The 22,764-nt window shown below is 65.5% G+C and carries 21 protein-coding genes and 5 tRNA genes; 1 reads left to right on the top strand and 25 read right to left on the bottom strand.

Features of this window, described 5'->3' with window-relative positions; all coding sequences use genetic code 11:
• Positions 1 to 335 precede the first annotated feature (335 nt).
• Positions 336 to 1,595 (top strand): hypothetical protein, encoded by a 1,260-nt coding sequence (locus HR086_RS27150; RefSeq protein ID WP_174467075.1) that lies wholly within the window; start codon positions 336 to 338, stop codon positions 1,593 to 1,595.
• A gap of 24 nt (positions 1,596 to 1,619) precedes the next feature.
• Here the strand turns inward: HR086_RS27150 and HR086_RS27145 are convergent, their stop codons facing one another.
• From HR086_RS27145 to HR086_RS27025, 25 genes are all read right to left on the bottom strand, one after another.
• Entirely contained in the window at positions 1,620 to 2,624 is a 1,005-nt protein-coding gene (locus HR086_RS27145) for a carbohydrate kinase (protein WP_174467074.1), read from the bottom strand.
• 35 nt (positions 2,625 to 2,659) lie between these two features.
• Positions 2,660 to 3,394, bottom strand: coding sequence for a DNA repair protein RecO (gene recO, locus HR086_RS27140; RefSeq protein WP_141642639.1), 735 nt, complete (start codon positions 3,392 to 3,394; stop codon positions 2,660 to 2,662).
• A gap of 8 nt (positions 3,395 to 3,402) precedes the next feature.
• Positions 3,403 to 3,789, bottom strand: coding sequence for a helix-turn-helix transcriptional regulator (locus HR086_RS27135; protein ID WP_174458975.1), 387 nt, complete (start codon positions 3,787 to 3,789; stop codon positions 3,403 to 3,405).
• 19 nt (positions 3,790 to 3,808) lie between these two features.
• A complete protein-coding gene (gene tgl / locus HR086_RS27130; RefSeq protein ID WP_174458974.1) occupies positions 3,809 to 4,570 on the bottom strand; it encodes a social motility TPR repeat lipoprotein Tgl in 762 nt (253 codons plus the stop codon).
• A gap of 42 nt (positions 4,571 to 4,612) precedes the next feature.
• Positions 4,613 to 5,077, bottom strand: coding sequence for a social motility and stimulation tgl protein (locus HR086_RS27125; protein ID WP_141642642.1), 465 nt, complete (start codon positions 5,075 to 5,077; stop codon positions 4,613 to 4,615).
• Between the two features lie 28 nt (positions 5,078 to 5,105).
• Entirely contained in the window at positions 5,106 to 5,837 is a 732-nt protein-coding gene (locus tag HR086_RS27120) for a hypothetical protein (RefSeq protein WP_174458973.1), read from the bottom strand.
• A gap of 126 nt (positions 5,838 to 5,963) precedes the next feature.
• A complete protein-coding gene (locus HR086_RS27115) occupies positions 5,964 to 6,707 on the bottom strand; it encodes a lytic transglycosylase domain-containing protein (RefSeq protein WP_174467073.1) in 744 nt (247 codons plus the stop codon).
• Positions 6,704 to 7,054 carry a phasin family protein gene (locus HR086_RS27110; RefSeq protein WP_141642645.1) on the bottom strand — a complete coding sequence of 117 codons (351 nt, stop codon included), beginning with the start codon at positions 7,052 to 7,054 and terminating at the stop codon, positions 6,704 to 6,706. The genes HR086_RS27115 and HR086_RS27110 overlap by 4 nt, the downstream gene beginning before the upstream one ends.
• 174 nt (positions 7,055 to 7,228) lie before the next feature.
• Positions 7,229 to 7,714, bottom strand: a complete 486-nt coding sequence (locus tag HR086_RS27105) for a hypothetical protein (RefSeq protein ID WP_141642646.1) — start codon at positions 7,712 to 7,714, stop codon at positions 7,229 to 7,231.
• A 217-nt stretch (positions 7,715 to 7,931) separates the two neighbouring features.
• Positions 7,932 to 12,146 (bottom strand): DNA-directed RNA polymerase subunit beta', encoded by a 4,215-nt coding sequence (rpoC, locus tag HR086_RS27100; RefSeq protein WP_141642647.1) that lies wholly within the window; start codon positions 12,144 to 12,146, stop codon positions 7,932 to 7,934.
• Between the two features lie 130 nt (positions 12,147 to 12,276).
• Complete coding sequence (gene rpoB / locus HR086_RS27095) at positions 12,277 to 16,509, bottom strand: DNA-directed RNA polymerase subunit beta (protein ID WP_174462380.1); 4,233 nt, start codon at positions 16,507 to 16,509, stop codon at positions 12,277 to 12,279.
• Between the two features lie 179 nt (positions 16,510 to 16,688).
• Positions 16,689 to 17,060: a 50S ribosomal protein L7/L12 gene (rplL, locus tag HR086_RS27090; protein WP_174462379.1), complete on the bottom strand. Its 372-nt coding sequence runs from the start codon at positions 17,058 to 17,060 to the stop codon at positions 16,689 to 16,691.
• A 100-nt stretch (positions 17,061 to 17,160) separates the two neighbouring features.
• Positions 17,161 to 17,682, bottom strand: a complete 522-nt coding sequence (gene rplJ, locus HR086_RS27085) for a 50S ribosomal protein L10 (protein ID WP_141642650.1) — start codon at positions 17,680 to 17,682, stop codon at positions 17,161 to 17,163.
• 388 nt (positions 17,683 to 18,070) lie between these two features.
• Entirely contained in the window at positions 18,071 to 18,784 is a 714-nt protein-coding gene (gene rplA, locus HR086_RS27080) for a 50S ribosomal protein L1 (RefSeq protein WP_141642651.1), read from the bottom strand.
• Positions 18,785 to 18,818: 34 nt separating this feature from the next.
• On the bottom strand, positions 18,819 to 19,265 hold the full coding sequence (rplK, locus tag HR086_RS27075) for a 50S ribosomal protein L11 (RefSeq protein WP_141642652.1): 447 nt from the start codon (positions 19,263 to 19,265) through the stop codon (positions 18,819 to 18,821).
• Between the two features lie 134 nt (positions 19,266 to 19,399).
• On the bottom strand, positions 19,400 to 19,942 hold the full coding sequence (gene nusG / locus HR086_RS27070; RefSeq protein ID WP_011553122.1) for a transcription termination/antitermination protein NusG: 543 nt from the start codon (positions 19,940 to 19,942) through the stop codon (positions 19,400 to 19,402).
• Positions 19,942 to 20,385, bottom strand: coding sequence for a preprotein translocase subunit SecE (secE, locus tag HR086_RS27065; protein WP_141642653.1), 444 nt, complete (start codon positions 20,383 to 20,385; stop codon positions 19,942 to 19,944). Before secE ends, nusG begins: the two co-directional genes overlap by 1 nt.
• A 101-nt stretch (positions 20,386 to 20,486) precedes the next feature.
• Positions 20,487 to 20,562 (bottom strand) — tRNA-Trp (locus HR086_RS27060).
• A gap of 23 nt (positions 20,563 to 20,585) precedes the next feature.
• A complete protein-coding gene (gene rpmG, locus HR086_RS27055; protein ID WP_046713307.1) occupies positions 20,586 to 20,750 on the bottom strand; it encodes a 50S ribosomal protein L33 in 165 nt (54 codons plus the stop codon).
• A gap of 101 nt (positions 20,751 to 20,851) precedes the next feature.
• Positions 20,852 to 22,042 (bottom strand): elongation factor Tu, encoded by a 1,191-nt coding sequence (gene tuf, locus HR086_RS27050; RefSeq protein ID WP_141643990.1) that lies wholly within the window; start codon positions 22,040 to 22,042, stop codon positions 20,852 to 20,854.
• Between the two features lie 17 nt (positions 22,043 to 22,059).
• Positions 22,060 to 22,135, bottom strand: a tRNA-Thr gene (locus HR086_RS27045).
• Between the two features lie 26 nt (positions 22,136 to 22,161).
• Positions 22,162 to 22,237: transfer RNA gene (locus HR086_RS27040), tRNA-Gly, on the bottom strand.
• Between the two features lie 9 nt (positions 22,238 to 22,246).
• A tRNA-Tyr gene (locus HR086_RS27035) sits at positions 22,247 to 22,330 on the bottom strand.
• A gap of 76 nt (positions 22,331 to 22,406) precedes the next feature.
• Positions 22,407 to 22,479, bottom strand: a tRNA-Thr gene (locus HR086_RS27030).
• 136 nt (positions 22,480 to 22,615) lie between these two features.
• On the bottom strand, positions 22,616 to 22,764 hold a 149-nt coding region (locus tag HR086_RS27025; protein ID WP_305794094.1), incomplete at its 5' end, for a TrmH family RNA methyltransferase.

The following is a 22,764-nucleotide window of genomic DNA, read 5'->3' as shown; positions in this document are numbered from 1 at the left end:
CTCCAGGACGAGCCCCTCCCCGTCACCGGCCCGTTTCAGGAATCCACCGCGCGCCAGTGCGTCGGCGACCATGAACGGCGCTCGTGCGCGGGTTCCGCTCCGGCGTCCCGATCAGGTCACGAGAAGTCCTCGTACACGACAGCCGCGAGAGCAGGCGCCACCACTCCGACATGAGCGGCCCGTGCGCCTTGTATCCGACGGATGGGCCTTTCTAGCCTGTCCGCATGAACTCGATATTCAGGCTTTCATCCGCCCTGTGGCTCGTGGCCCTGGTGGCGGCATGCGATGGCGGCACTGGGGCGGAAGTGGCCACGCCGGCGGAGCCTCTCGCACGGATGCAGCCTCTCGAGCTCAATCGCCGCGAATGGACCGCGACCCATGGCGGGGTCGACGGGTTTGGAGACCTGGCGGTTCAACCGGATGGCCACACCGCGCTCGTGGGCACGGCGAACTCGGACATTCTCGTCGCGCGGTTCGACCCACAGGGGCAACGCTTATGGAGCCGGCGATTTGGCGACGAGAACTACCAACAGGCCACGGGCATCACCGTCGACTCGGAGGGCAACCTGGTCATCACGGGTGACTACTGGGGCTTGCTGGACTTTGGAGGAGGCCCGCTGCCCTGCCGTGGCGAGCCCGGCTACCCCCGCGCCTTCGTGGCGAAGTTCGCGGCCTCCGGCGAGCATGTCTGGAGCCGGTGCTTCGGAGATGGTGGGCAACAGCAGACGGGCACGCTCGTCGTGGCATCCGACGGAGACGTGTACGTGAGCGGCTACTTCGCGGGCTCCGTCGACTACGGCGACGGGCCGATTCCGGCGAAGGGGCCCTTGAACCAGTTCGTCGTACGGCTCGCGGGAAGCAGCGGAGCGCCCGTGTGGAACAACCTCTACGAGGCAGGTCCCGTGAGCACCCTCGCGTCGCTGGCGGTGGACGCGGAGGGCAACCTCTTCATCAGCAGCGGCTATGTGGACACGCTGTCGTTCCACGGCGTGCCCTGGCTGTCCGAGCCGGGCTTCAACGTCTACGTGCTGAAGCTGGACGCTCATGGCGAGCCCCTCTGGGCAAAGAGCTTCGGCCCGCTGAGAAACCAGACCTTCTGGCGGCTGGCCGCGGACCCATCGGGCAACGTCGTGGCGACGGGTGCGTTCATCGGCACGGTGGACCACGGAGGAGGTCCCCTCTCGAGCGGCGACGGCGATGTGTTCGTTGTCTCGCTGGATGGCGAGGGCCACCATCGCTGGAGCCGGAGCTTCGGCGGCCCGGGCTTCGACTGGGGATATGACGTGGACGTCGACTTCGCGGGGAGCGTGGTCGTGACGGGCTCGTTCAGCACGTCCATCGACTTCGGCGAAGGGCTTCTGACGAGCGCGGGCGGCGATGACATCTTCGTGGCGAAGCTGGGCCGCGATGGAGAGACGCGCTGGGGTCGCGCCTTCGGCGACGTCGGCAATCAATCCGCGATGCGCGTGGGAAGCGTGGGGCTGCGAGATGTCGTCCTGTGGGGGCGGCTCGTCGGCACCCTCGACTTCGGCTCGGGCCCGGTGACGGGGAGGTCCTCGTCGGACAGCTTCGTGACGAGAATCACCCCACCGTAGGCGAGCCCCCTGCCCTGTCGCGCCTCAACGAGCGACGGGGCGCGAAGGCCACACCGACGTGAGTTCTTCCGCGCGAGGCAGTCCCTCCACCGCACCCGGCTTCTCGACGACACGGGCGGCGACTTCGCAGGCGAACGTTGTCAGTGCCACGAGTTCCTCGCGCGTGGCGGACTCCAGCGCGCGGGCGCCGCCGTACCACCGCACCAGGCCGTGGAGCAGCGCCGCGACGAAGCCATCCCCTGCTCCGGTGGTGTCCACCACCCGGGCCCGTGGCGCGGGGACCTGAACCCGCTCACCGCGCCACAGGAACAGTGCGCCGCGCTCGCCCAGCGTCACCACCGGCAGCCGCACGCCGAGGGACGACAGTCGCGTCAAGGCCTCCTCGGGAGACTCCGTGCCCGTGACGAAGCCAATCTCTTCCTCGGACAGCTTCACCACGGTGCACAGGGGCAACATCCGCACGAGCAGCCCCTTGAGCTGCTCCGGGTCCTCCCACGCGTGCAGGCGCAGGTTGGGGTCGCAGCTCACGATACGGTCCGCGTCACGAGCCAGGGTGAGCATCCGCACCGTGGCCGAGCGGGCCTCATCGCGCTGCAAGGAGTTGGAGCCACAGTGCACGGCCCGAGCCTGGAGCAGGAAGTCCGCGTCCACGTCGGTGTCGCCCAGGAGGAACTCCGCGGAGCGCGTCCGGAAGAAGGTGAAGCTGCGTTCACCTTTCGCATCCAGGGAGATGAACACCAGCCCCGTGCGAGCGTCCGGTGTCTGGCGCAGGTGGCTCACATTCACGCCCTCGTGAGCGAGTCGCTCGCGCAGGAAGTGGCCGAACTCGTCCGCACCCACCACGCCCAGCATGGCGGACCGAAGCCCCAGCCGAGCCAGCCCCACCGCGACGTTGGCGGGCGAGCCACCCGGACAGGGATGCCACGCGGCGACCTCGCGCACGCGCTTGCCCTGTTCGGAGGGAAGGAAGTCCACCAGCGTCTCACCGAAGCACACCACGTCCAGCGGCGACTCCTGCCCTTCGCTCATGGTTTCTCCCGAGTGGCGCGCACCGCGCCCCGTCGTCAGTCCAGGCCCACCTGGGCCATGAAGTCCACGCTCTTGAGGCGGCGCCCCAGGTGGTGGGCGATGAAGACGTTGAGCAAGCCACGGGCGCGGGCGCGCAGGTCAGCCGGGAGCGGCGTGCGCTCGCCTTCCTGAAGCGCGCGCAGTCCGGAGAGCAGGGCCGCGGGGATGAGGACGGCTTCGCGTGCGCGCACGCTGCACGGCTCGCAGACAGCGCCACCGTGAGCCTGGTCGAACCGGGGACGCTCTCCGGGTTCGCCACCGCACAGCGAGCACGCATCGAAGCGCGGCATGAGGCCTGCGTGGGCCAGCGCCGACAGCTCGAAGGCCAGGAGCGACGTGGGGCCCGCTTCCTTCGCATCCAGGCGGCGCAGGTAGTTCTCGAGCAGGAAGAAGAGCTCCGGCTGCGGCTCGTGGTCGCGAGTCAGCTCCCGGCACAGCTCCACGGCGTACAGGGCGCGGGCGATGAGCGACAGGTCCTCTCGGGCCGCGTAGTAGCCAGCGACGATGTCCGTGGTGTCCAGCCGCACGGTGGAGCCGCGCGTCTCGACGATGTGCACCCGCAGGCGCATGAACGGCTCCAGCGCACCCGCGAAGCGCCGCTTGCTCTTGCGAGCCCCCGCGGCGAAGGCCGTCAGCTTCCCATGCTCGCGCGTCAGCAGCGTGACGAGTCGGTCAGCCTCGCCGTAGTCCACGGTGGACAGCACGAGCGCATCGTCGTCGTAGCGCTCCATGGCGTCCTTCAACGCGCGAGCGGAGAAGGAAGCTTCCCGCTCAACACGAGGAACAGATAGACACCGAGGGCCAGGGCCACCAGGAGGACGGACAGCCCCACGTAGGCCCGCTTGCGGCGCTCCTGCTCGAGCTGCGCGGGCGACGGAGAGGGCACCGAGCGGTCCACCTCTTCGTAGCGCAGCACCGCCTCCTCGGGGGACAGGCCGATGACCTGGGCGTAGGCCTTGATGTAGTTCACCACGAAGATGCGAGAAGGCAGCCGCTCCACCTGCCCCGCTTCCAGGGCGGCGATGAGCGTCGGGGGAATCTTGGTCTCCCGCGCGACGTCCTCCAGGGACATGCCCCGGAGGTCGCGCTGCTGGCTCAGGTACTTGCCGAAGTCGACGTGGTCCACGGTACGTCCAGATAGCAGACTAGAGCTTTTCGAGCAGCCTTCGGCAGTCGTCCTTCATCTCCTGCTCGCTGGACTTCGCCTTGGCCTCGCAGAACTCGAAGGCCTGCTTGGCGGCATCCGCCTGCCCCTGCTTCGCCAGACAGACGCCTTCGCGCATGTGCGCTTCGGCCGCTTCTGGACAGTTCTCACGGAAGCGGGAGAACTGCCGGCACGACTCATCCAGCTTGCCCGTCTCGTCGTAGATGATGCCCAGGTTGCGGTAGCCCAGGCAGAAGCCGGGGTTGGTCGTCACCGACGCCTTGAGGCTCCCCACCCCGCGCGCCGTGTCGCCCTTCTTGTAGAGCGCCCAGCCCAGGTTGGCCTGGGCGATGTAGGGCGTCACGTAGAGCATGTCGTTGAGGACCTGCTCGTAGAGCTTGATGGCCTCGTCGTAGCGCGCCTGGTCCAGGTGGACGTTGGCCAGGTTGGTCCGGGCCTCGGAGAAGCCGGGCCGCACCTTCAGCGCGTGCTCGTAGTGCCCCACCGCCTCGGCCGGCCGGCCGAAGGCCATGTGCAGGAGGATGCCCATGGCGTTGTGGGCCTCGGGGTAGTCCGGGTCATTGTCCAGAGACACCTGCAGCTCGCGCAGCGCGTCCTGGAGGTGCCCCTGCTGCTGGGCCTGGAGCGCCAGGTCGTAGTGAATCTCCGCGCTGCGGCGCTCCTTCTCCGTGGGGGTATGGACACAACCGGAGAGCGCCAGCACGAGCGCGAGGGAGCAGGAGGCTGAGGCGAGGCGGAGCATGGGAGCGGTTCTCGACGGCGGGAAGGAAGTGGGAGACGGGATTCAGAAGGCCGCGAGGAACCGGCCCAGGGTGGTGGTGACGTTCTTCTTCTCCTCCGCGCGCGCCTTCACCGCAGGCACGAGCTTGGGGTCCTTGAAGAAGACCGGCAGCGCCTTGAGCATTTCGTCCTGCTGCTCCGCCGGCTGCGCGCGCCAGTTGGCGTCATCCATCATGAAGCCGAGCGACTCGACGAAGGCGAGCGCCTCGCCCTCGTCGTCGCGGTACTCGTCCGCCGTCATGTTGCGGCGGCCGGACAGGTACACTGCGCAGTCCTCGGCCTCGGAGAGGTAGAGGTAGACGAAGACGGCTGCCCCCTGCCCTCCGCGGAGGCCCACGACGAACGCCTGTGACGGTCCGGCCTGCTTGCCGGGGATGGCCACATGCGGCGTGTTGAGCGAGGTGTGCAGCGCGAGGATCTGTTCGCGCGTCGCGGGAAGGCCGCGGTAGCGCTCATCCAGGTTGAACACGACGTGTCTCTCCGTGGCCCCTCCCCCGTCAGCGCGTGGTGAGGGTGAATTCCTGTGTGACGTCCTTCGACTCCGCCGCCGTCGTCTGGAAGCGGATGAGGGGGTTGTCGATCATCACGTTCCCGCCCCCCTCGTTGCCCTCGCCGATGATGACCCGGAACACGTGCTTGGGCGAATCGCTGCGCCTCGAGCCCGTGCTGACCTTCCGCGCCATCAACATCACCTGGTTGCTCCCCGGCTGCAGGTGCTTGGTGACGTCGACGACCACCTGGTCCTCATTGCCACGCAGCTTCCGGAGCCAGCGCGAGTTGACGTACACATCAATGTCGTACTCCGTCATCCCCGGCACCGTCTGCTCCGTCACCAGCCAGTAGCGCTGGGTGATGCGCCCTGGCGTCGTGGCCACGGCGGGGGTGGCGGCAGCGGGAGGAGTCCCCTGCGCGGCGGCGGGCACGGCCATGGCCTGCGGCGTGGAGGGTTGCGCGGCGGCGGGAGTCGTCCTGGGAGTCGCGGGCGGCGCGGCGGCCTGCGCGGGAGCCGTCGGAGGAGGCGTCGCGCTCGACGTCGATGCGCGGTAGCCCGGTGCGTCGATGTGGATGTTGCCGGCCTCGTCGATGCGGACGGTGGCCTTCTCGAACTTCTGGTTGGTGACGCCGTCGATCAACACACCGTTGAGGTAGACGGAGCCCGCAAGGGCTCCCAGCGGGGACAACGCCACCATGGCGGCGGCGAGTGCCGCGCTCGAAAACGGGCGATTCATGTAGTCACTCCTCGGAATCTCCAACAGTCCCGGGCACTTGCAACGCTTAGCGCACCCTGGGGAACGGGACAAGGCGCACATGTACCCGCTTGGAGCGGGCGTGCGGCCTGGAGATTCACTGACGCGTCAGGGCGTCGGCTCGGCGCTGGGGACCTCGCGCTGCGCCAGGGCCCAGTCTCCACCCAGGCCATGGCCCTCGCGGAAGCGGCGGAAGTCGCGTCGCACCGCCCGCGGGTAGCGCCGGAAGCGCTCCAGCTCGCCCTGCTTGATGGCGTTGCGGATGCGGGTGGGACCGGCGTTGTAGGCCATCAGCGCCAGCTCCAGGTCGCCACCGAAGCGGTCCTGGAGTGAGCGCAGGTAGCGGATGCCCAGCCGGACACAGAGGGCGGTGTCCGCCGTCACCTCTTCCCGGGACAGGCGCAGCCCTTCCTTCTCCGCCAGGAAGTGGAGCGTGCTGGGCTTGATCTGCATCAGCCCGCGCGCGCCCTTCTCGGAGACGGCTTCTTCGGCGAAGTCGGACTCCACGTCGATGAGGGCCAGCACGAGCAGCGGATCATACCCCGCCGTCCGAGCCTCCTCCGCGATGGCCTGTCCCAGCTGCCGCCGCAGGGTGAGCCCCAGGTCCGGCGCGCGGCGGGACAGCACGATGTCGATGAGGGAGGCTTCCGGAGAAGCACTCTCTGCCCCCACGCGCTCGGGGACGACGGGCTGCACCGGTCGCTCTTCCAGCAGCGGCACCAGCCGCGCGGACATGACGAGCGCCACCCCTGCCAGCAAGGGGAGTCGGGAGCAGCCGGAACTCAGGGCGTGGAGAGATTCGAAGAACCGCGTACCGAAAGACCTCCCGCCCGTGTGGGCGGGGGCCTTCACTTACGTTGCTCCAGGGCCTGGATGCGCTCGGCCAGGCGGTCCAATCGGGAACCAAACGCCTGAAGTTCCTCGCGGCGGGGCAGCTTCATCCGGGTCAGCGCGGTACGGACCTTGTCTTCCACGTTGTGCTCCAGGTCCTTGCGGTGACCCGCCAGCCGGTCCGAGAACGCCTGGGCCTGACGCTTCACCTCGTCCTGGCTCCAGCCCGCCACGGCCGCCACCCGCTGTACGGCCCGGGAGGCTTCCTCTTCGGCGGTGTTCACGGCCAGGAGCGCCTGACTCCAGATGCGCTCAAAAGTTTCCGCGACAGGGTTCTTCTCTCGGGGGGCCTCGGGCTTGTTGTCCAATGGGTCTCTCCGGGAGGGGGTGCACCAAGCAAGCAAGCAAGCCTGGAACAGTCGAACGGACCTGCCACGTAATCACACCCCCGGGGTGAAGGAAACGAGAACGAGCCCCCTGCCCTGCTCCGTGTCCACTCGTGGAGTAGGTAGGGGGCACCAACCGTCAACCACGCGGCGCTCTCAGGCGCGCGGCGTGGTCTCGGAACCCTTCGCGGCGCCGTTGCGGCGGATGGGCTTGAGCAGCGCGTCCACCTTGCGCGACAGCTTGGACAACTCCTTGTTGATTTCCTGAAGCTGGGACTGGCTGGCCACGCCCACCGTCTCCACCACCCTGGCCTGCAGCCCATCCAGACGCTTGCGCAGCTCCGTGCCGGCCGCGTTCACCTTCGTGCCCAGCTCCTTCACGCGGGGGTCCGTCAGCAGCTCACCCGCCTGGAACTTCGTCCACAGCGACTGCGCCTCCTTGGTGGCCTCCACGCGGCGGGCGTCCAGCGCCTTCACCACCTTGCCGGCCTCGCCCTCCAGCTCCTCGATGCGCTTTTGCGCATGAGCGAGCTGGGCCTTCAGGAATACTTCCACGTTCGAAAGACCGCTCTTCACCGCCTCGGCGCTCGCCTCGGTCGTGGTCGTCTCGTTCTTCGTCGCCGCCTGCTTCGTCGTGGCCATGTCGTCTTCCCCTTTTCAGTCCTGGCGTCGCCGGGGGCTCACCCGGCGTGTCAAAAGTCTTCGCGCAAAACTTAACGCAGCGCGCCATCACCGTCAAGACCAACGTCCGGGAAGTCCGGATTTACTGGGGGCATAAAATGAAACCGCCGCCCCGGTGCGAACACCGGGGCGGCGGAGGGAAGCAGGTCGGCACGCCCAGGGGGGCGGCCGGTGGGCGCTAGGCGGCGCCGGTCGTCTGGGTGCCTTCCGAGCGCTGGGACGGCGGGGCCAGGGGGCCTCCGTCGCCATGGGCGCCAGCCAGAGCGGCCTCCATCTCGTTGACCTCGTCGGTCGGGCTCTCCACCTCGATGTCGAGGTGCTTGTAGTTCGGCAGGCCCGTGCCGGCGGGGATGAGCCGGCCCATGATGACGTTCTCCTTGAGGCCGCGCAGGTAGTCCACCTTGCCGTTGATGGCGGCCTCGGTGAGCACCTTGGTGGTCTCCTGGAAGGAAGACGCCGAGATGAACGACTCGGTGGAGAGCGAAGCCTTGGTGATGCCGAGCAGCAGCGGCTCACCCACGGCCGGGCGCTTGCCCTCGGCCATGATCTTCTCGTTCTCCTCCTCGAACACCCACTTCTCGACCTGCTCGTCGACGAGGAAGTTGGTGTCGCCCACGTCGGTGACGCGCACGCGGCGGAGCATCTGCCGGACGATCGTCTCGATGTGCTTGTCGTTGATCTTCACACCCTGGAGTCGGTAGACCTCCTGCACTTCGTCCACCAGGTAGCGAGCGAGTTCCTTCTCGCCGAGCACCTTGAGGATGTCGTGCGGGTTGGCCGCGCCGTCCATCATCGCCTCGCCGGCCTTCACGCGGTCGCCGGAGTGGACGCTGATGTTCTTGCCCTTGGAGATCAAATACTCCTTGGCCAGGTCCGTGCGCTGCTCGCCATTCACCTCGGGGGTGATGATGAGCTTGCGCTTGCCCTTGGTGTCCTTGCCGAACGACACCACGCCGTCGATCTCCGCGATGGCCGCGGCGTCCTTCGGCTTGCGCGCCTCGAAGAGCTCGGCCACGCGGGGCAGACCGCCCGTGATGTCCTTGGTCTTCGTCGTCTCGCGGGGCACCTTGGCGAGCACTTCGCCCGGGTGGATCTCATCGCCGTCGTTGACGGTGATGATGGAGCCCTGCGGCAGGAAGTAGCTCGCCGGGTTGCGGGACGAGGGCAGGTCCTTCGTGTTGCCCTGGGCGTCGCGGATGGAGACGCGCGGACGCGCTTCCGGATCCTTGGACTCGATGATGGTCTTCCGGGACAGACCGGTGACCTCGTCGAGCGTCTCGGACATCGTCACGCCTTCGATGATGTCCTCGTACCGGACCGTGCCGCCGACCTCGGTGAGCAGCGGAATCGCGAACGGATCCCACTCGGCCACGAGCGTACCCGGCTCGATGCGCTGCCCTTCCTTGATGAGGATGCGGGCGCCGTAGATGATCTGGTAGCGCTCGCGCTCACGGCCGGAGTCGTCGACCACGACGAGCTCGCCGTTGCGGTTCATCGCGACCAGGGTGCCATCCACCTTCTGCACCGTGGTGAGACCCGCGAACTTCACCTTACCGGCGTAGCGGTTCTCCAGGCTGGACTGCTCCGCGCGCCGAGTCGCCGCGCCACCGATGTGGAAGGTGCGCATCGTCAGCTGCGTACCCGGCTCACCGATGGACTGCGCCGCGATGACGCCGACGGCCTCGCCCACGGACACCTTCCGGCCGCGGGCCAGATCACGTCCGTAGCACTCCACGCAGATGCCGCGCTTGGCCTGGCACGTGAGCACCGAGCGGATCTTCACCTTGTCCAGACCGCTGTTCTCGATGCGGCGGACGCGCTCCTCGTCGATCTCCTCGTTGGCGCGCACCAGCACCTCGCCCGTGACGGGGTCGAGGATGTCATCGAGGGCCACGCGGCCCAGGATGCGCTCGCCGAGGGGCTCGATGATCTCTCCGCCTTCGACCAGGGCGCCGATGAACAGACCGTCCATGGTGCCGCAGTCGTACTCGTTGATGATGGCGTCCTGCGCCACGTCGACGAGACGGCGGGTGAGGTAACCGGAGTTGGCCGTCTTGAGCGCCGTGTCCGCCAGACCCTTGCGAGCGCCGTGCGTGGAGATGAAGTACTGCAGCACGGAGAGGCCCTCGCGGAAGTTCGCGGTGATGGGCGTCTCGATGATTTCGCCGGAGGGCTTCGCCATCAGGCCGCGCATACCGGCCAGCTGGCGAATCTGCTGGGCGCTACCACGCGCGCCAGAGTCAGCCATGATGTAGATGGGGTTGAACGAGGGCTGCTTGCGCGACTCGCGCTTGCCGTCCTTGTCCCCGGAGGTCTCCTCCTGGGAGATCTGCTGCATCATCTCCTGGGCGACCTTCTCGGTGACCTCGGCCCAGATATCGATGACCTTGTTGTAGCGCTCACCGTCGGTAATGAGGCCCTCGAGGTACTGGTTCTCGATCTCCGCCACTTCCTTGCGCGCGTAGTCCAGGAACTCCTGCTTCTTCGCAGGGATGATCATGTCCTTGAGCGCGATGGAGATGCCGGCGCGGGTCGCGTTGTAGTAGCCGAGGCTACGGATGCGGTCCGCGAGCAGCACCGTCTCCTTCTCGCCGGTGAGGCGGTAGCAGAGGTCGATGAGGCCGCCGAGCGACTTCTTGTCGAGCACCTTGTTGATGGCGTCGAAGCCCACGCGGCGCGGCACCACTTCCCACAGGAGGACGCGGCCGACGGTGGTCTCCTTGCGGACACCATCGATGCGGCAGACCACCTTCGCCTGCAGGTGCACCTCGCCGTGGTCGTGCGCGGCGCGCACCTCGTCGGGCGAGCTGAACACGCGACCCTCGCCGTTGGCGAACTCGCGGGCGCGGGTCATGTAGTAGATGCCGAGCACCATGTCCTGCGTCGGGACGATGATGGGCTTGCCGTTCGCGGGGCTGAGGATGTTGTTCGTCGACATCATCAGCACGCGGGCTTCCATCTGGGCTTCGATGGAGAGCGGCACGTGCACGGCCATCTGGTCACCGTCGAAGTCGGCGTTGAACGCCGCGCAGACGAGCGGGTGCAGCTGGATGGCCTTGCCTTCGATGAGCACGGGCTCGAAGGCCTGCATGCCCAGGCGGTGCAGCGTGGGCGCGCGGTTGAGGAGCACCGGGTGCTCGCGGATGACGTCCTCGAGGATGTCCCAGACCTCGGGACGCTCCTTCTCCACCATCTTCTTCGCCGACTTGATGGTGGTGACGTAACCCTTCTCTTCGAGCTTGTTGTAGATGAACGGCTTGAACAGCTCGAGCGCCATGATCTTCGGCAGGCCGCACTGGTGCAGGCGCAGCTCGGGACCGACGACGATGACGGAGCGGCCCGAGTAGTCCACGCGCTTGCCGAGCAGGTTCTGACGGAACCGGCCCTGCTTGCCCTTGAGCATGTCGGACAGCGACTTGAGCGGCCGCTTGTTCGGGCCGGTGATGGTCTTGCCACGGCGACCGTTGTCGAACAGCGCGTCCACCGCCTCCTGCAGCATCCGCTTCTCGTTGCGGATGATGATGTCAGGGGCGTTGAGCTCCTGGAGGCGCTTGAGGCGGTTGTTGCGGTTGATGACGCGACGGTACAGGTCGTTCAGGTCGGAGGTCGCGAAGCGGCCACCGTCGAGGGGAACGAGCGGGCGCAGGTCCGGCGGAATCACCGGAATCACGTCCAGCATCATCCACTCGGGCTTGTTTCCGGAGACGCGGAACGCCTCGGCCACCTTCAGGCGCTTGGCGTACTTCTTCCGCTTCGCCTCGCTGGTGGTCTCGCGCATGTCCTTGCGCAGGTCCTCGGACAGCCGCTCCACGTCCAGCGCCTTGAGCATCTCGCGGACGGCCTCGCCGCCCATGCCCGTGGTGAAGGAGTCCTCACCGTGCTCCTGGTAGAGCCGGTGCATCTTCTCTTCGCTGATGAGCTCGCCCTTGGTCAGCGGCGTCGACTTGGGGTCGAGGACGATGTAGCTCTCGCAGTAGAGGACCTTCTCCAGCTCCTTGAGCGTGATGTCGAGCAGGTTGCCGATGCGGCTCGGCAGCGACTTGAGGAACCAGATGTGGGCCACCGGCGTGGCCAGGGTGATGTGACCCAGGCGCTCGCGGCGGACCTTCGACTGGATGACCTCCACGCCGCACTTCTCACACACCACGCCACGGTGCTTCATGCGCTTGTACTTGCCGCAGTTGCACTCGTAGTCCTTCACCGGCCCGAAGATGCGGGCGCAGAACAGGCCGTCACGCTCCGGCTTGAACGTGCGGTAGTTGATGGTCTCCGGCTTCTTCACCTCGCCATGGGACCACTGGCGGATCTTGTCGGGCGACGCCAGCGCGATGCGGATGGCGTTGAACGACAGCGGGTCCTTCGGCTTCTCGAAGAAGTTGAAAATGTCCTTCACGTTGCCTCCGAAATCTCGTGAGGCGTCCCCCGTGGGGAACGCCAGCTGATTCGGGCCCCCGCCCCGGACCCGGCCGCGCCCACCCTTTTCAGGGTGGCGGGCGGCCGGTCAGGCGGGCGCTCCGGCTCTCTCAGGCGTCGGTACCGGTCTTCCGGTCTTCGCCGTCACCACCACCACCCAGGAAGTCACCGCCGAAGCTGCGCTGCCGCTCCGGGGGGGCGTGCTCCAGCAGCTCGACGTCGAGCGCGAGTGACTGGAGCTCCTTGAGAAGCACGTTGAACGACTCGGGCAGGCCACTCTCCAGGACGTTGTCGCCCTTGACGATGGCCTCGTACATGCGCGTGCGGCCCACCACGTCGTCCGACTTGACGGTGAGGAACTCCTGCAGCGTGTACGCCGCGCCGTAGGCCTCCATCGCCCAGACTTCCATCTCTCCCAGTCGCTGACCGCCGAACTGGGCCTTGCCGCCCAGGGGCTGCTGCGTGACGAGGGAGTAGGGACCAATGGAACGGGCGTGGATCTTCTCGTCCACCAGGTGGTGCAGCTTCAGCATGTACATGACGCCGACGGTGACGTTCTGGTCGAACGGCTCACCCGTGCGCCCGTCGAAGAGCACCATCTGGCCCGTGCGGGGCAGCTTCCCCTCGTCCAGCAGCTGGTGGATCTCCAGCTCGTGCGCGCCGTCGAACACCGGCGTGGCCACGTGGATACCCCGCTTGGAGCGACGGCAGAGCTGCTTGATCTCCTCCTCGTCCAGCTTGTCGAGGAACTCGCCGAACGCGGTCTCCTCACCGTAGATGGCCTTGAGGCGGACCTTGATGGCGTCAGCGCTCCAGTTGTCCTCCACGTAGCGCTGCAGCGCCTCACCGGTGCCCTTGGCGGCCCAGCCCAGGTGCGTCTCGAGGATCTGCCCGATGTTCATGCGGCTGGGAACGCCGAGCGGGTTGAGGACGATGTCCACCGGACGGCCATCCTCCAGGTACGGCATGTCCTCCTCGGGGAGGATGCGGGACACGACGCCCTTGTTTCCGTGGCGGCCGGCCATCTTGTCGCCCACGGCCAGCTTGCGCTTGATGGCGACGTACACCTTCACCATCTTGATGACGCCAGGGGGCAGCTCGTCGCCCTTCTTGATGCGGGCGATCTTCTCGCCGAAGGCCAGCTTCACGGCCTCCTTCGTCTCCTCCAGGTTGCGGAGGATGTCGCGCACGCGAGAGTCGAGCGGGTCGCCGACGGAGATCTCGCCCCAGTACTTGTAGGGCACGGTGGCCAGCAGCGCGTCGTCGAGGATGTCCCCCTTCTTCAGGAGGATCTTCCCCTTGTCGTCCACGAGCTTGCCCTGGACCTCCTTGCCACGCACCAGCGCGCGGATGCGGCCGATGGCGCTGTCCTGGAGGACCTTGATCTCGTCGTTCTGGTCCTTGAGGAGCTTCGCCTCCTCCATGGACTCGATCTGCTTGGCGCGCTCGTCCTTCTCCACGCCCTTGCGGCTGAACACCTTGGCGTTGATGACGGTGCCCACCACGCCCGGAGGCACGCGCAGGGAGCTGTCACGAACGTCGCCGGCCTTCTCGCCGAAGATGGCGCGCAGCAGCTTCTCTTCGGGAGACAGCTGCGTCTCGCCCTTCGGGGTGATCTTGCCCACCAGCACATCGCCGGGCTTCACCTCGGCGCCGATGCGGATGATGCCGCTCTCGTCGAGGTCCTTGAGGGCTTCCTCACCCACGTTCGGGATGTCGCGGGTGATCTCTTCCTTGCCCAGCTTGGTGTCTCGCGCGATGCACTCGAACTCTTCGATGTGGATCGACGTGAAGACGTCATCCTTCTGGATGCGCTCGCTGATGAGGATGGAGTCCTCGAAGTTGTAGCCCTGCCACGGCATGAACGCGACGACCACGTTCTGGCCCAGCGCCAGCTCACCCGTCTCGGTGGCCGGGCCGTCGGCGATGACGTCACCCTTCCGGACCTTGTCGCCCTTGCTGATGATGGGCTTCTGGTTGAGGCAGGTGTTCTGGTTGGAGCGCTGGTACTTGAGCAGGTTGTAGATGTCGACCTCGCTCGAGACGTCGCTGAGCGAAGCGGGCACGTCCGCCTTCACCACGATGCGGCCGGCATCCACGCTCTCCACCGTGCCGTCGCGCTTGGCCACGCACGTCACGCCGGAGTCGCGCGCGACGATGGCCTCGATGCCCGTACCCACCAGCGGAGCGCTGGTGCGCAGCAGGGGCACCGCCTGGCGCTGCATGTTGGAGCCCATGAGGGCGCGGTTGGCGTCGTCGTTCTCCAGGAACGGGATGAGCGACGCGGCCACCGACACCAGCTGGTTCGGAGACACGTCCATCAGGTCCACGTCCTCGGCGCGAGCCTGGACGAACTCACCGCCGCGGCGGCTGGACACGAGCGCGTTGACGAACTTGCCCTTCTTGTCCGTCTCGGCGTTCGCCTGACCGATGGTGTGCTTCTCCTCCTCGAGCGCCGAGTAGAAGGCCACGTCCGTCGTCACGATGCCCGCTTCGACCTTCCGGTACGGGGTCTCGACGAAGCCGAACTCGTTGACGCGCGCATAGGTCGACAGCGACGCGATGAGGCCGATGTTCGGACCTTCCGGCGTCTCGATGGGGCAGATGCGGCCGTAGTGCGTCGGGTGCACGTCGCGCACCTCGAAGCCGGCGCGCTCGCGGGTGAGACCACCGGGCCCGAGCGCGGACAGACGACGCTTGTGCGTCACCTCGGACAGGGGGTTCGTCTGGTCCATGAACTGCGACAGCTGGCTGGACCCGAAGAACTCCTTGATGACCGCCGTGACGGGCTTCGCGTTGATGAGATCGTGCGGCATGAGCGTCTCGATCTCCTGGAGGCTCATGCGCTCCTTGATCGCCCGCTCCATGCGAACCAGACCGATGCGGTACTGGTTCTCCAGCAGCTCACCCACCGCGCGCACCCGGCGGTTGCCGAGGTGGTCGATGTCGTCGATGGTGCCCTTGCCGTTCTTCAGATCGATCAGGTAGCGGATCACCTCGAGGATGTCCCGCTTGGTGAGGATCTGCCCGTCGAGAGGCTCCTCGAGGCCGAACTTGAAGTTCAACTTGAGGCGACCAACCTTGGACAGGTCGTAGCGCTCAGGGTTGAAGAACAGGTTGGTGAACAGGTTGATCGCCGTCTCCGGCGTCGGGGGATCGCCAGGACGCAGGCGGCGGTAGATCTCCATGATGGACTGCTCGGGCGTCTCGAGCTTGTCCAGCATCAACGTCTCACGCAGGTACGGACCCACGTTGAGGTTGTCGATGAAGAGGACCTTGAACTCCTTGATGTTGCGCTTCAGGAGCTCGTCGACCTTGTCCTGCGAGACTTCCTCGTTGCACTCGAGGATGACCTCGCCGGTGTTCTCGTCCACCACGTCGTAGGCGGACACCTTCGTGAAGAGCTCATCCGCGTCGATGGGGAGCGTCTTCATCTTCGCCGCTTCGAGCTTCTTGATGGCGGCGCGGGTGAACTTGCGGTTCTTCTTGACGATGAGCTCGCCCGTCTTCGTCTTGATGTCGCGGGTGGCTCGCTGGCCCGGGAGCAGCTCCAGCTCGACGCTCTTCTCGAAGTCCGTCGCGCTCTGGAGGTAGATGGTCTCCGTGGCGTAGTAGTAGTTGAGGATCTCCTCGGTGGAGCCCTTGAACTCCAGCGGGTTCTTCTTCGCGGTGTCGCTGACGGCGCCCAGGGCGCGAATGAGCACCGTCGCGGGCAGCTTGCGCCGGCGGTCGATGCGCACGTACAGCAGGTCCTTGTGGTCGAACTCGAAGTCGATCCACGAACCGCGGTAGGGGATGATGCGGGCGTTGTAGAGCAGCTTGCCAGACGAGTGGCTCTTGCCCTTGTCGTGGTCGAAGAAGGCACCCGGGCTGCGGTGCAGCTGGCTGACCACCACGCGCTCGGTTCCGTTGATGATGAAGGTGCCGTTCTGGGTCATCAGCGGGATTTCCCCGAAGTAGACCTCCTGCTCCTTCACGTCACGGATGGACTGGGCGCCAGTCTCCTCATCCTTGTCCCACACCACCAGGCGGACCACGACCTTGATGGGGGCGGAATAGGTCATCCCGCGCTGGTGGCACTCGTCGACGTCGTACTTCGGCTTCTCCAGGTGGTAGCTGACAAACTCCAGGGACGACGTCTCGTTGAAGTCCCGAATCGGGAATACCGAGTTGAAGACACCCTGAAGTCCGACGTCCTCACGCTTCTCCGGGGCGATATCGGCCTGGAGGAACTTCTCGTAGGACTGCTTCTGGATGTTGATAAGATTGGGAATGTCGATGATCTTCGCGATCTTGGCGAAGGTCTTCCGCACGCGGAAATTGTTCTGGATCTGCGTCGGCATTCTGGCTCCGGGGACGGCTGCTCGGGCGGGGCAAACATCGATAACGCGCGGCGGCGCCGGGAAATTTGCAACTGTCAAATGGGCAAAGCCGGCAGCCCCCCTCACTGGGAGCGCCGGCCTGCTCATTCGGTCAGGAAGCTGCTTGGGAATTCCCGGAAACCAAGCAGCTCCTGTTCGACTTACTTGACGTCGACGGTGGCGCCAGCGGCAACGAGCTGGTCCTTGATCTTCTTGGCGTCGTCCTTGTTGACGCCTTCCTTGACCGTCTTGGGCGCGCCCTCGACCAGGTCCTTGGCCTCCTTCAGGCCCAGGCCGGTGATGGCGCGGATCTCCTTGATGACGTTGATCTTGTTGGCGCCGGCGTTCGCCAGCACCACCGTGAACTCCGTCTTCTCCTCAACAGGAGCGGCGGTGGCGGCCGCGGGACCGGCGACAACGGCGGCGGCGGCGGCGGAGACGCCCCACTTCTCCTCGAGGGCCTTCACCAGGTTGGCGGCCTCGATGATGGTCAGGGAGGAAAGCGAATCAACGATTGCGTTCAGGTCAGCCATGGAACTGTGTCCTTCTTGGATTGACTAACGGCCTTACTCCCAAAGGGAGGAACGGCCGAAAAGGTGGGTGTAGAAAAACTTCTCGGACAGATGAGGAAAACTACCCCTGCGACTTGTCCGCGTGGGCCTGAATGACCCGCGCGAGCTGCGTACCCGGGGCGGCAATCGTCCGAACCAGCTTGGTAGCCGGCTGGGTGATCATCCCGAGCAACTGCGCTCGGAGTTCGTTGAGACCCGGCAGCTTCGCCAGCTGCTTGACACCGGCGGCGTCGACCTTGCGGCCGTCGACCACGGCGCTGCGGATCTTGATCTTGTCCTCGAGGTCCTTCGTGAACTCGGTCAGGATCTTCGCCGGGGCCACCACATCGCCGTAGCTGATGCACAGCGCCACGGGACCCGTGAAGTCATCAGCGATGACAGCCACGTCCGTGCCCTGCGCCGCACGACGCGCCAGCGTGTTCTTGATGACCTTGTACTCGACGTTGCCCTCACGGAACTTCCGGCGCAGCTTCGTCACCGTCTCCACATCCACCTTGGAGAACTCGGCAACGACGGCCGACTTGGTCCGCGAGAACTTCTCGTGGAGTTCCTTGATCATCTCCTCCTTCTCGCTCTTCAGCACTTTGACTCACCTCCTTACTGGCCCGTCTTCCGACGGGCGTGATGCCTGGGCCAAAGTGGCAGAGCGAGAGGAGTCTCCGAGAGACACCACAACGCACCTCCAGTCTCGGCAGGGCTGGCCTTGCGGCCGTTTGAACCCGACAGGGGAAGCCATGCCCCGACCGGTTGTCCGGTTCCCAACGGGGCACTTCTCCTCTGACCGGGTCCCTGCTGTCATGAACCAGGTCGGAACACCCGTCTCACGACGTGGCGCTCCAATTGCAAAAGCCGGGGGCCTATACCCCCGGCTTCAGCAAAGATCCAGAACTTTCGAACCTGAGACGTCAGGCAAGCGGCGCCTCTGACACCCCCTGTGCGGGGATGGGAGCGCCGCCCTGCCTGCTGTCCGCCTAGCGGTGGCGGGCCAGAATCTCCTGGGTATCGATCTTGATGCCCGGGCCCATCGTCGTCGAGATAGCGATACCCTTCAGATACACGCCCTTGGCGGTGGCCGGCTTGAGCTTCATCACCAGGTCCACCAGCGCGTTGAAGTTGCCCTCGAGCTTGTCCACCGCGAAGGAGGCCTTGCCCATCTTCGCGTGGACGATGCCGGCCTTCTCCGCGCGGAAGTCGACCTTACCGCCCTTCGCGTCGCGGATGGCCTTGGCCACGTCCATGGTCACCGTGCCGACCTTCGGGTTCGGCATGAGGCCACGGGGACCGAGCACCTTACCGAGGCGACCGACGATACCCATCATGTCGGGCGTCGCGATGACGGTATCGAAATCGAGGAAGCCCTCCTCGATGCGCTTCTGGAGATCCTCCGCGCCGACGATGTCCGCACCCGCGTTGCCAGCCTCGGTGGCGCGCTCGCCCTTCGCGAACACGGCCACGCGCACGGTGGCACCCGTGCCGTTGGGCAGAACCACGGCGCCACGGACCATCTGGTCCGCGTGCTTGGGGTCCACACCCAGGTTGATGGCGACATCGACCGTCTGGTCGTACTTCGACGCCCGCGCATCCACCGTCTTCTTCAGGAGCTGAAAGCCCTCGGCGATGCTGTAGCGCTTCTCGCGATCCACCAGCGTGGCGGCCGCGCGGAACTTCTTCCCATTCTGAGCCATGACAGAAATCCTCGTCCGTGAGTGGGGCGGCGGCTTAGCCGACGACTTCGATGCCCATGGAGCGCGCGGTGCCAGCAATGGTGTTCATGCAGGCCTCAAGCGACGCGGCGGTGGTGTCCTGAATCTTCTTCGTGGCGATCTCCTCGAGCTGCTTCCGGGTGATCTGCCCCACCTTCTCCTTGCCAGGCTTCTTCGCGCCCGAACCCTTCTTCTTGTCGGTGTGCAGGCCCGCCGCCTTCTTGATGAGGACGGCCGCCGGAGGCGTCTTGAGGATGAAGGTAAAGGAGCGGTCCTGATAGACGGTGATGATCACCGGGATGATCAGTCCCTCCTTGGCCTCCGCCTGCGTCTTCGCGTTGAACTGCTTGCAGAACTCCATGATGTTCACGCCCTGCTGACCGAGCGCGGGGCCGATCGGCGGAGCGGGGTTCGCCTTGCCGGCGGGAATCTGCAGCTTGACCTGACCTGTGACCTTCTTCATCGGCTGACTACTGCCTTTCGAGGGGGTGGTCCTGACGGGCCTCCAGACGGGGAGGCCCTCCCACCCATGGAACCGCGCCCCGAAGGGCGCGGAAGGTGTACGAGGCGCGCTCTACCCGAGCCGCCCGCGAAAAACTAGCCGGTGGTCTTCTCCACCTGCATGAAGTCCAGCTCCACGGGAGTGGCGCGACCGAAGATGCTCACGAGCACCTTCACGCGACCCTTCTCCGCGTTGACCTCTTCCACCGTGCCGTTGAAGTTGGCGAAGGGCCCGTCAATGACGCGCACCGTGTCACCATCGTCGAACTGCACCTTGGGCTTGGGCTTGAGCGTGCCCTCGGAGATCTGCGACGTGAGCCGCGCGACCTCCTGGTCCGAGATGGGCAGGGGGTTCTGGTTCTGCACCGTCCCGGGGAAGCCGGTGATCTTTGGTGTGTTCTTCACCAGGTGGAGCGTCCGGTCGTTCAGCTCCATCTGCACGAAGATGTAGCCCGGGAAGAACTTGCGGCGAGACGTCTTCTTCTCGCCCTTCACCATCTCCACGACCTGCTCCATGGGGATGAGGATTTCACCGAACTGGTCCTGCAACCCCTCGAGCCGAACCTTCTCCTCCAGGCTCTTCTTCGCCTGGTTCTCGAAGTTCGAGTAGGTGTGGACCACGTACCATTTCATGGCCATTACAGCTTCCCCCACAGGGCCGGCAGCCACTCCACCATCAAGTTGTACGCGACGGTGTCGATGCAGAAGAGCAGCACCGCGGCGACAAGCGAGGCGACGACCACGGCCATGGTCGACGTCCGGGTCTCCGGCCAGGTAGGCCAGGAGACCTTCATCAACTCGGACGCGACCTCCATGGAGAGCGTGTGCGTCTTTGGATGGAAGAATCCGACCAGCGCAAGCCCCACGGCCACCAGGTAGCCCACGAGGGTGGACACCTTCCAATCCAACCCCTCGATGAGAACCGAGTCGGGCCATCCGAAGCTGGCCCACAACGCCCCAAAGAGGCGCTCCAGGAACAGCGCCAGGATGATGCCGGCGAGGAGGTAGAAGATGACCACGAGCCGCTTCGGATCCATCGCCGAGCGGTTAGCCTGCTGGCTGGCCTCTGATGCCGTCGCCATGGTGCCTCACGAGGTACTGCGAATGCGAAATTTTACGAACTGCGGAAACACAGGAACCCCCGGTACCTCCAGGTACCGGGGGCCCCGCTCCCACTGAGACTTGGCAGGCCAGGAGGGATTCGAACCCCCAACACGCGGATTTGGAGACCGCTGCTCTACCGTTGGAGCTACTGGCCTAGAAACTCTCAGGAACTACCGACCTAGACCTTACCTTCCTTATGGTCCGTATGCTTGCGGCACTTCGAGCAGAACTTGCTCAATTCGAGCTTGTCCTGGCTCTTCCGCTTGTTCTTCGTGGTCGTGTAGTTCCGCTCTTTGCACACCGTGCACTCGAGCGAAATAATGGAACGATTGCCCTTCGGCATGACCTACCTCATCAGACACGAGAGGGGAAGGCTACCAGAAGGTGCCCTCCCCTCTAAATCCGGAAAGTGGAGCCAGGAGACCCTGCGGCCTCCCAGGCGTATTACTCGATGACCTCGGCCACGACGCCGGCGCCCACCGTGCGGCCACCCTCGCGAACAGCGAAGCGCAGCTCCTTGTCCATCGCCACCGGGGTGATGAGCTCCACCTCGATCGCGATGTTGTCGCCCGGCATCACCATTTCCACGTTCTCAGGCAGCTTCACCGTTCCCGTCACGTCCGTCGTGCGGAAGTAGAACTGGGGACGGTATCCCTTGAAGAACGGGGTGTGGCGACCACCCTCTTCCTTCGACAGCACGTAGATCTGCGCCTTGAACTTGGTGTGCGGCTTGATGCTGCCCGGCTTGGCCAGCACCTGCCCGCGCTCCATGTCCTCGCGCTTCAGACCACGCACCAGCGCGCCGATGTTGTCTCCCGCCCGGCCCTCGTCCAGCAGCTTGCGGAACATCTCAACGCCCGTGACGACGGTCTTCTGCGTGTCGCGCAGACCGACGACTTCAACTTCCTCGCCGACCTTGATGATGCCGCGCTCGACGCGACCCGTCGCCACCGTTCCACGGCCGGCGATGGAGAACACGTCTTCCACCGGCATCAGGAAGGGCTTGTCCGTCGCGCGCTGCGGCGTCGGGATGTAGCTGTCCACCGCCTCCATCAGCTTCAGGATGGCGCCCTCGCCGACCTCGCTCGTGTCACCCTCGAGCGCCTTCATGGCGGAGCCAGGGACGATGGGAATCGAGTCGCCCGGGAAGTCGTACTTCTTCAGCAGGTCGCGAACTTCCATCTCCACGAGCTCGCGCAGCTCGGGGTCGTCCAGCAGGTCGACCTTGTTCAGGAAGACCACGATGTACGGAACGCCGACCTGGCGCGCCAGCAGGATGTGCTCACGCGTCTGGGGCATCGGGCCGTCCGCGGCCGAGACCACCAGGATGGCGCCGTCCATCTGCGCCGCGCCCGTGATCATGTTCTTCACGTAGTCGGCGTGACCCGGGCAGTCCACGTGCGCGTAGTGCCGGTTCTTCGTCTGGTACTCCACGTGCGCCGTGGAGATGGTGATGCCGCGCTCACGCTCTTCCGGCGCCTTGTCGATCTGGTCGTACGCCAGGAACGTGGCGCCGCCGGTCTTGGCCAGCACCTTCGTGATGGCCGCCGTCAGCGACGTCTTGCCGTGGTCCACGTGTCCGATCGTGCCGATGTTCACGTGGGGCTTGTTACGCTCGAACTTCTCCTTGGCCATGACACTCCTCTAAAAAATGGAGCCCTGAACCAGGATTGAACTGGTGACCTCATCCTTACCAAGGATGCGCTCTGCCAACTGAGCTATCAGGGCTTGGCGATGCTATGAACTACAACGTTTGGAGCGGGAAATGGGATTCGAACCCACGACATTCAGCTTGGAAGGCTGACGCTCTACCAACTGAGCTATTCCCGCGTTGCCGAGTGGAGGGAGATGGATTCGAACCATCGAAGGCGTAGAGCCGGCAGATTTACAGTCTGCTCCCTTTGGCCGCTTGGGTATCCCTCCGCACTTTTACTTCAGACTGCGTACTGCACCCCATACTGCTCGTCTCGGGCCCTCATCCGCGGCCCCCGTCCTGCTTGGCCGGCGGCGGGACTTGAACCCGCGACCTACTGATTACAAATCAGTTGCTCTACCGACTGAGCTACACCGGCACTCATCCGGCTCCTGCCCACCGCCCTACACCACCTCCACCGAACCCGTCAACAACCCGGCTCCGATGTGCGAGGCGCGCCCTTTTAGAAGTCCCCATCATCCAAGTCAAGGGGATTGATCCCGGATGATGGCCGACTAACGGGAGGCGCTCCCCCGCTGCCGGGCGACCTCGTATAGCAGAATGCCGGCAGAAACGGACGCATTGAGTGAACCGACCTGACCCGCCATCGGAATCCGCAGGCGATGGTCGCAGTGCTTGAGGACTCCCTCCCTCACACCAGCCC

This window comes from Myxococcus sp. CA039A (assembly GCF_013336645.1).
Taxonomy (GTDB): domain Bacteria; phylum Myxococcota; class Myxococcia; order Myxococcales; family Myxococcaceae; genus Myxococcus; species Myxococcus llanfairpwllgwyngyllgogerychwyrndrobwllllantysiliogogogochensis.
Note: the sequence above shows the minus strand (reverse complement) of the source record. Positions and strands in the feature narration are given on the sequence as shown.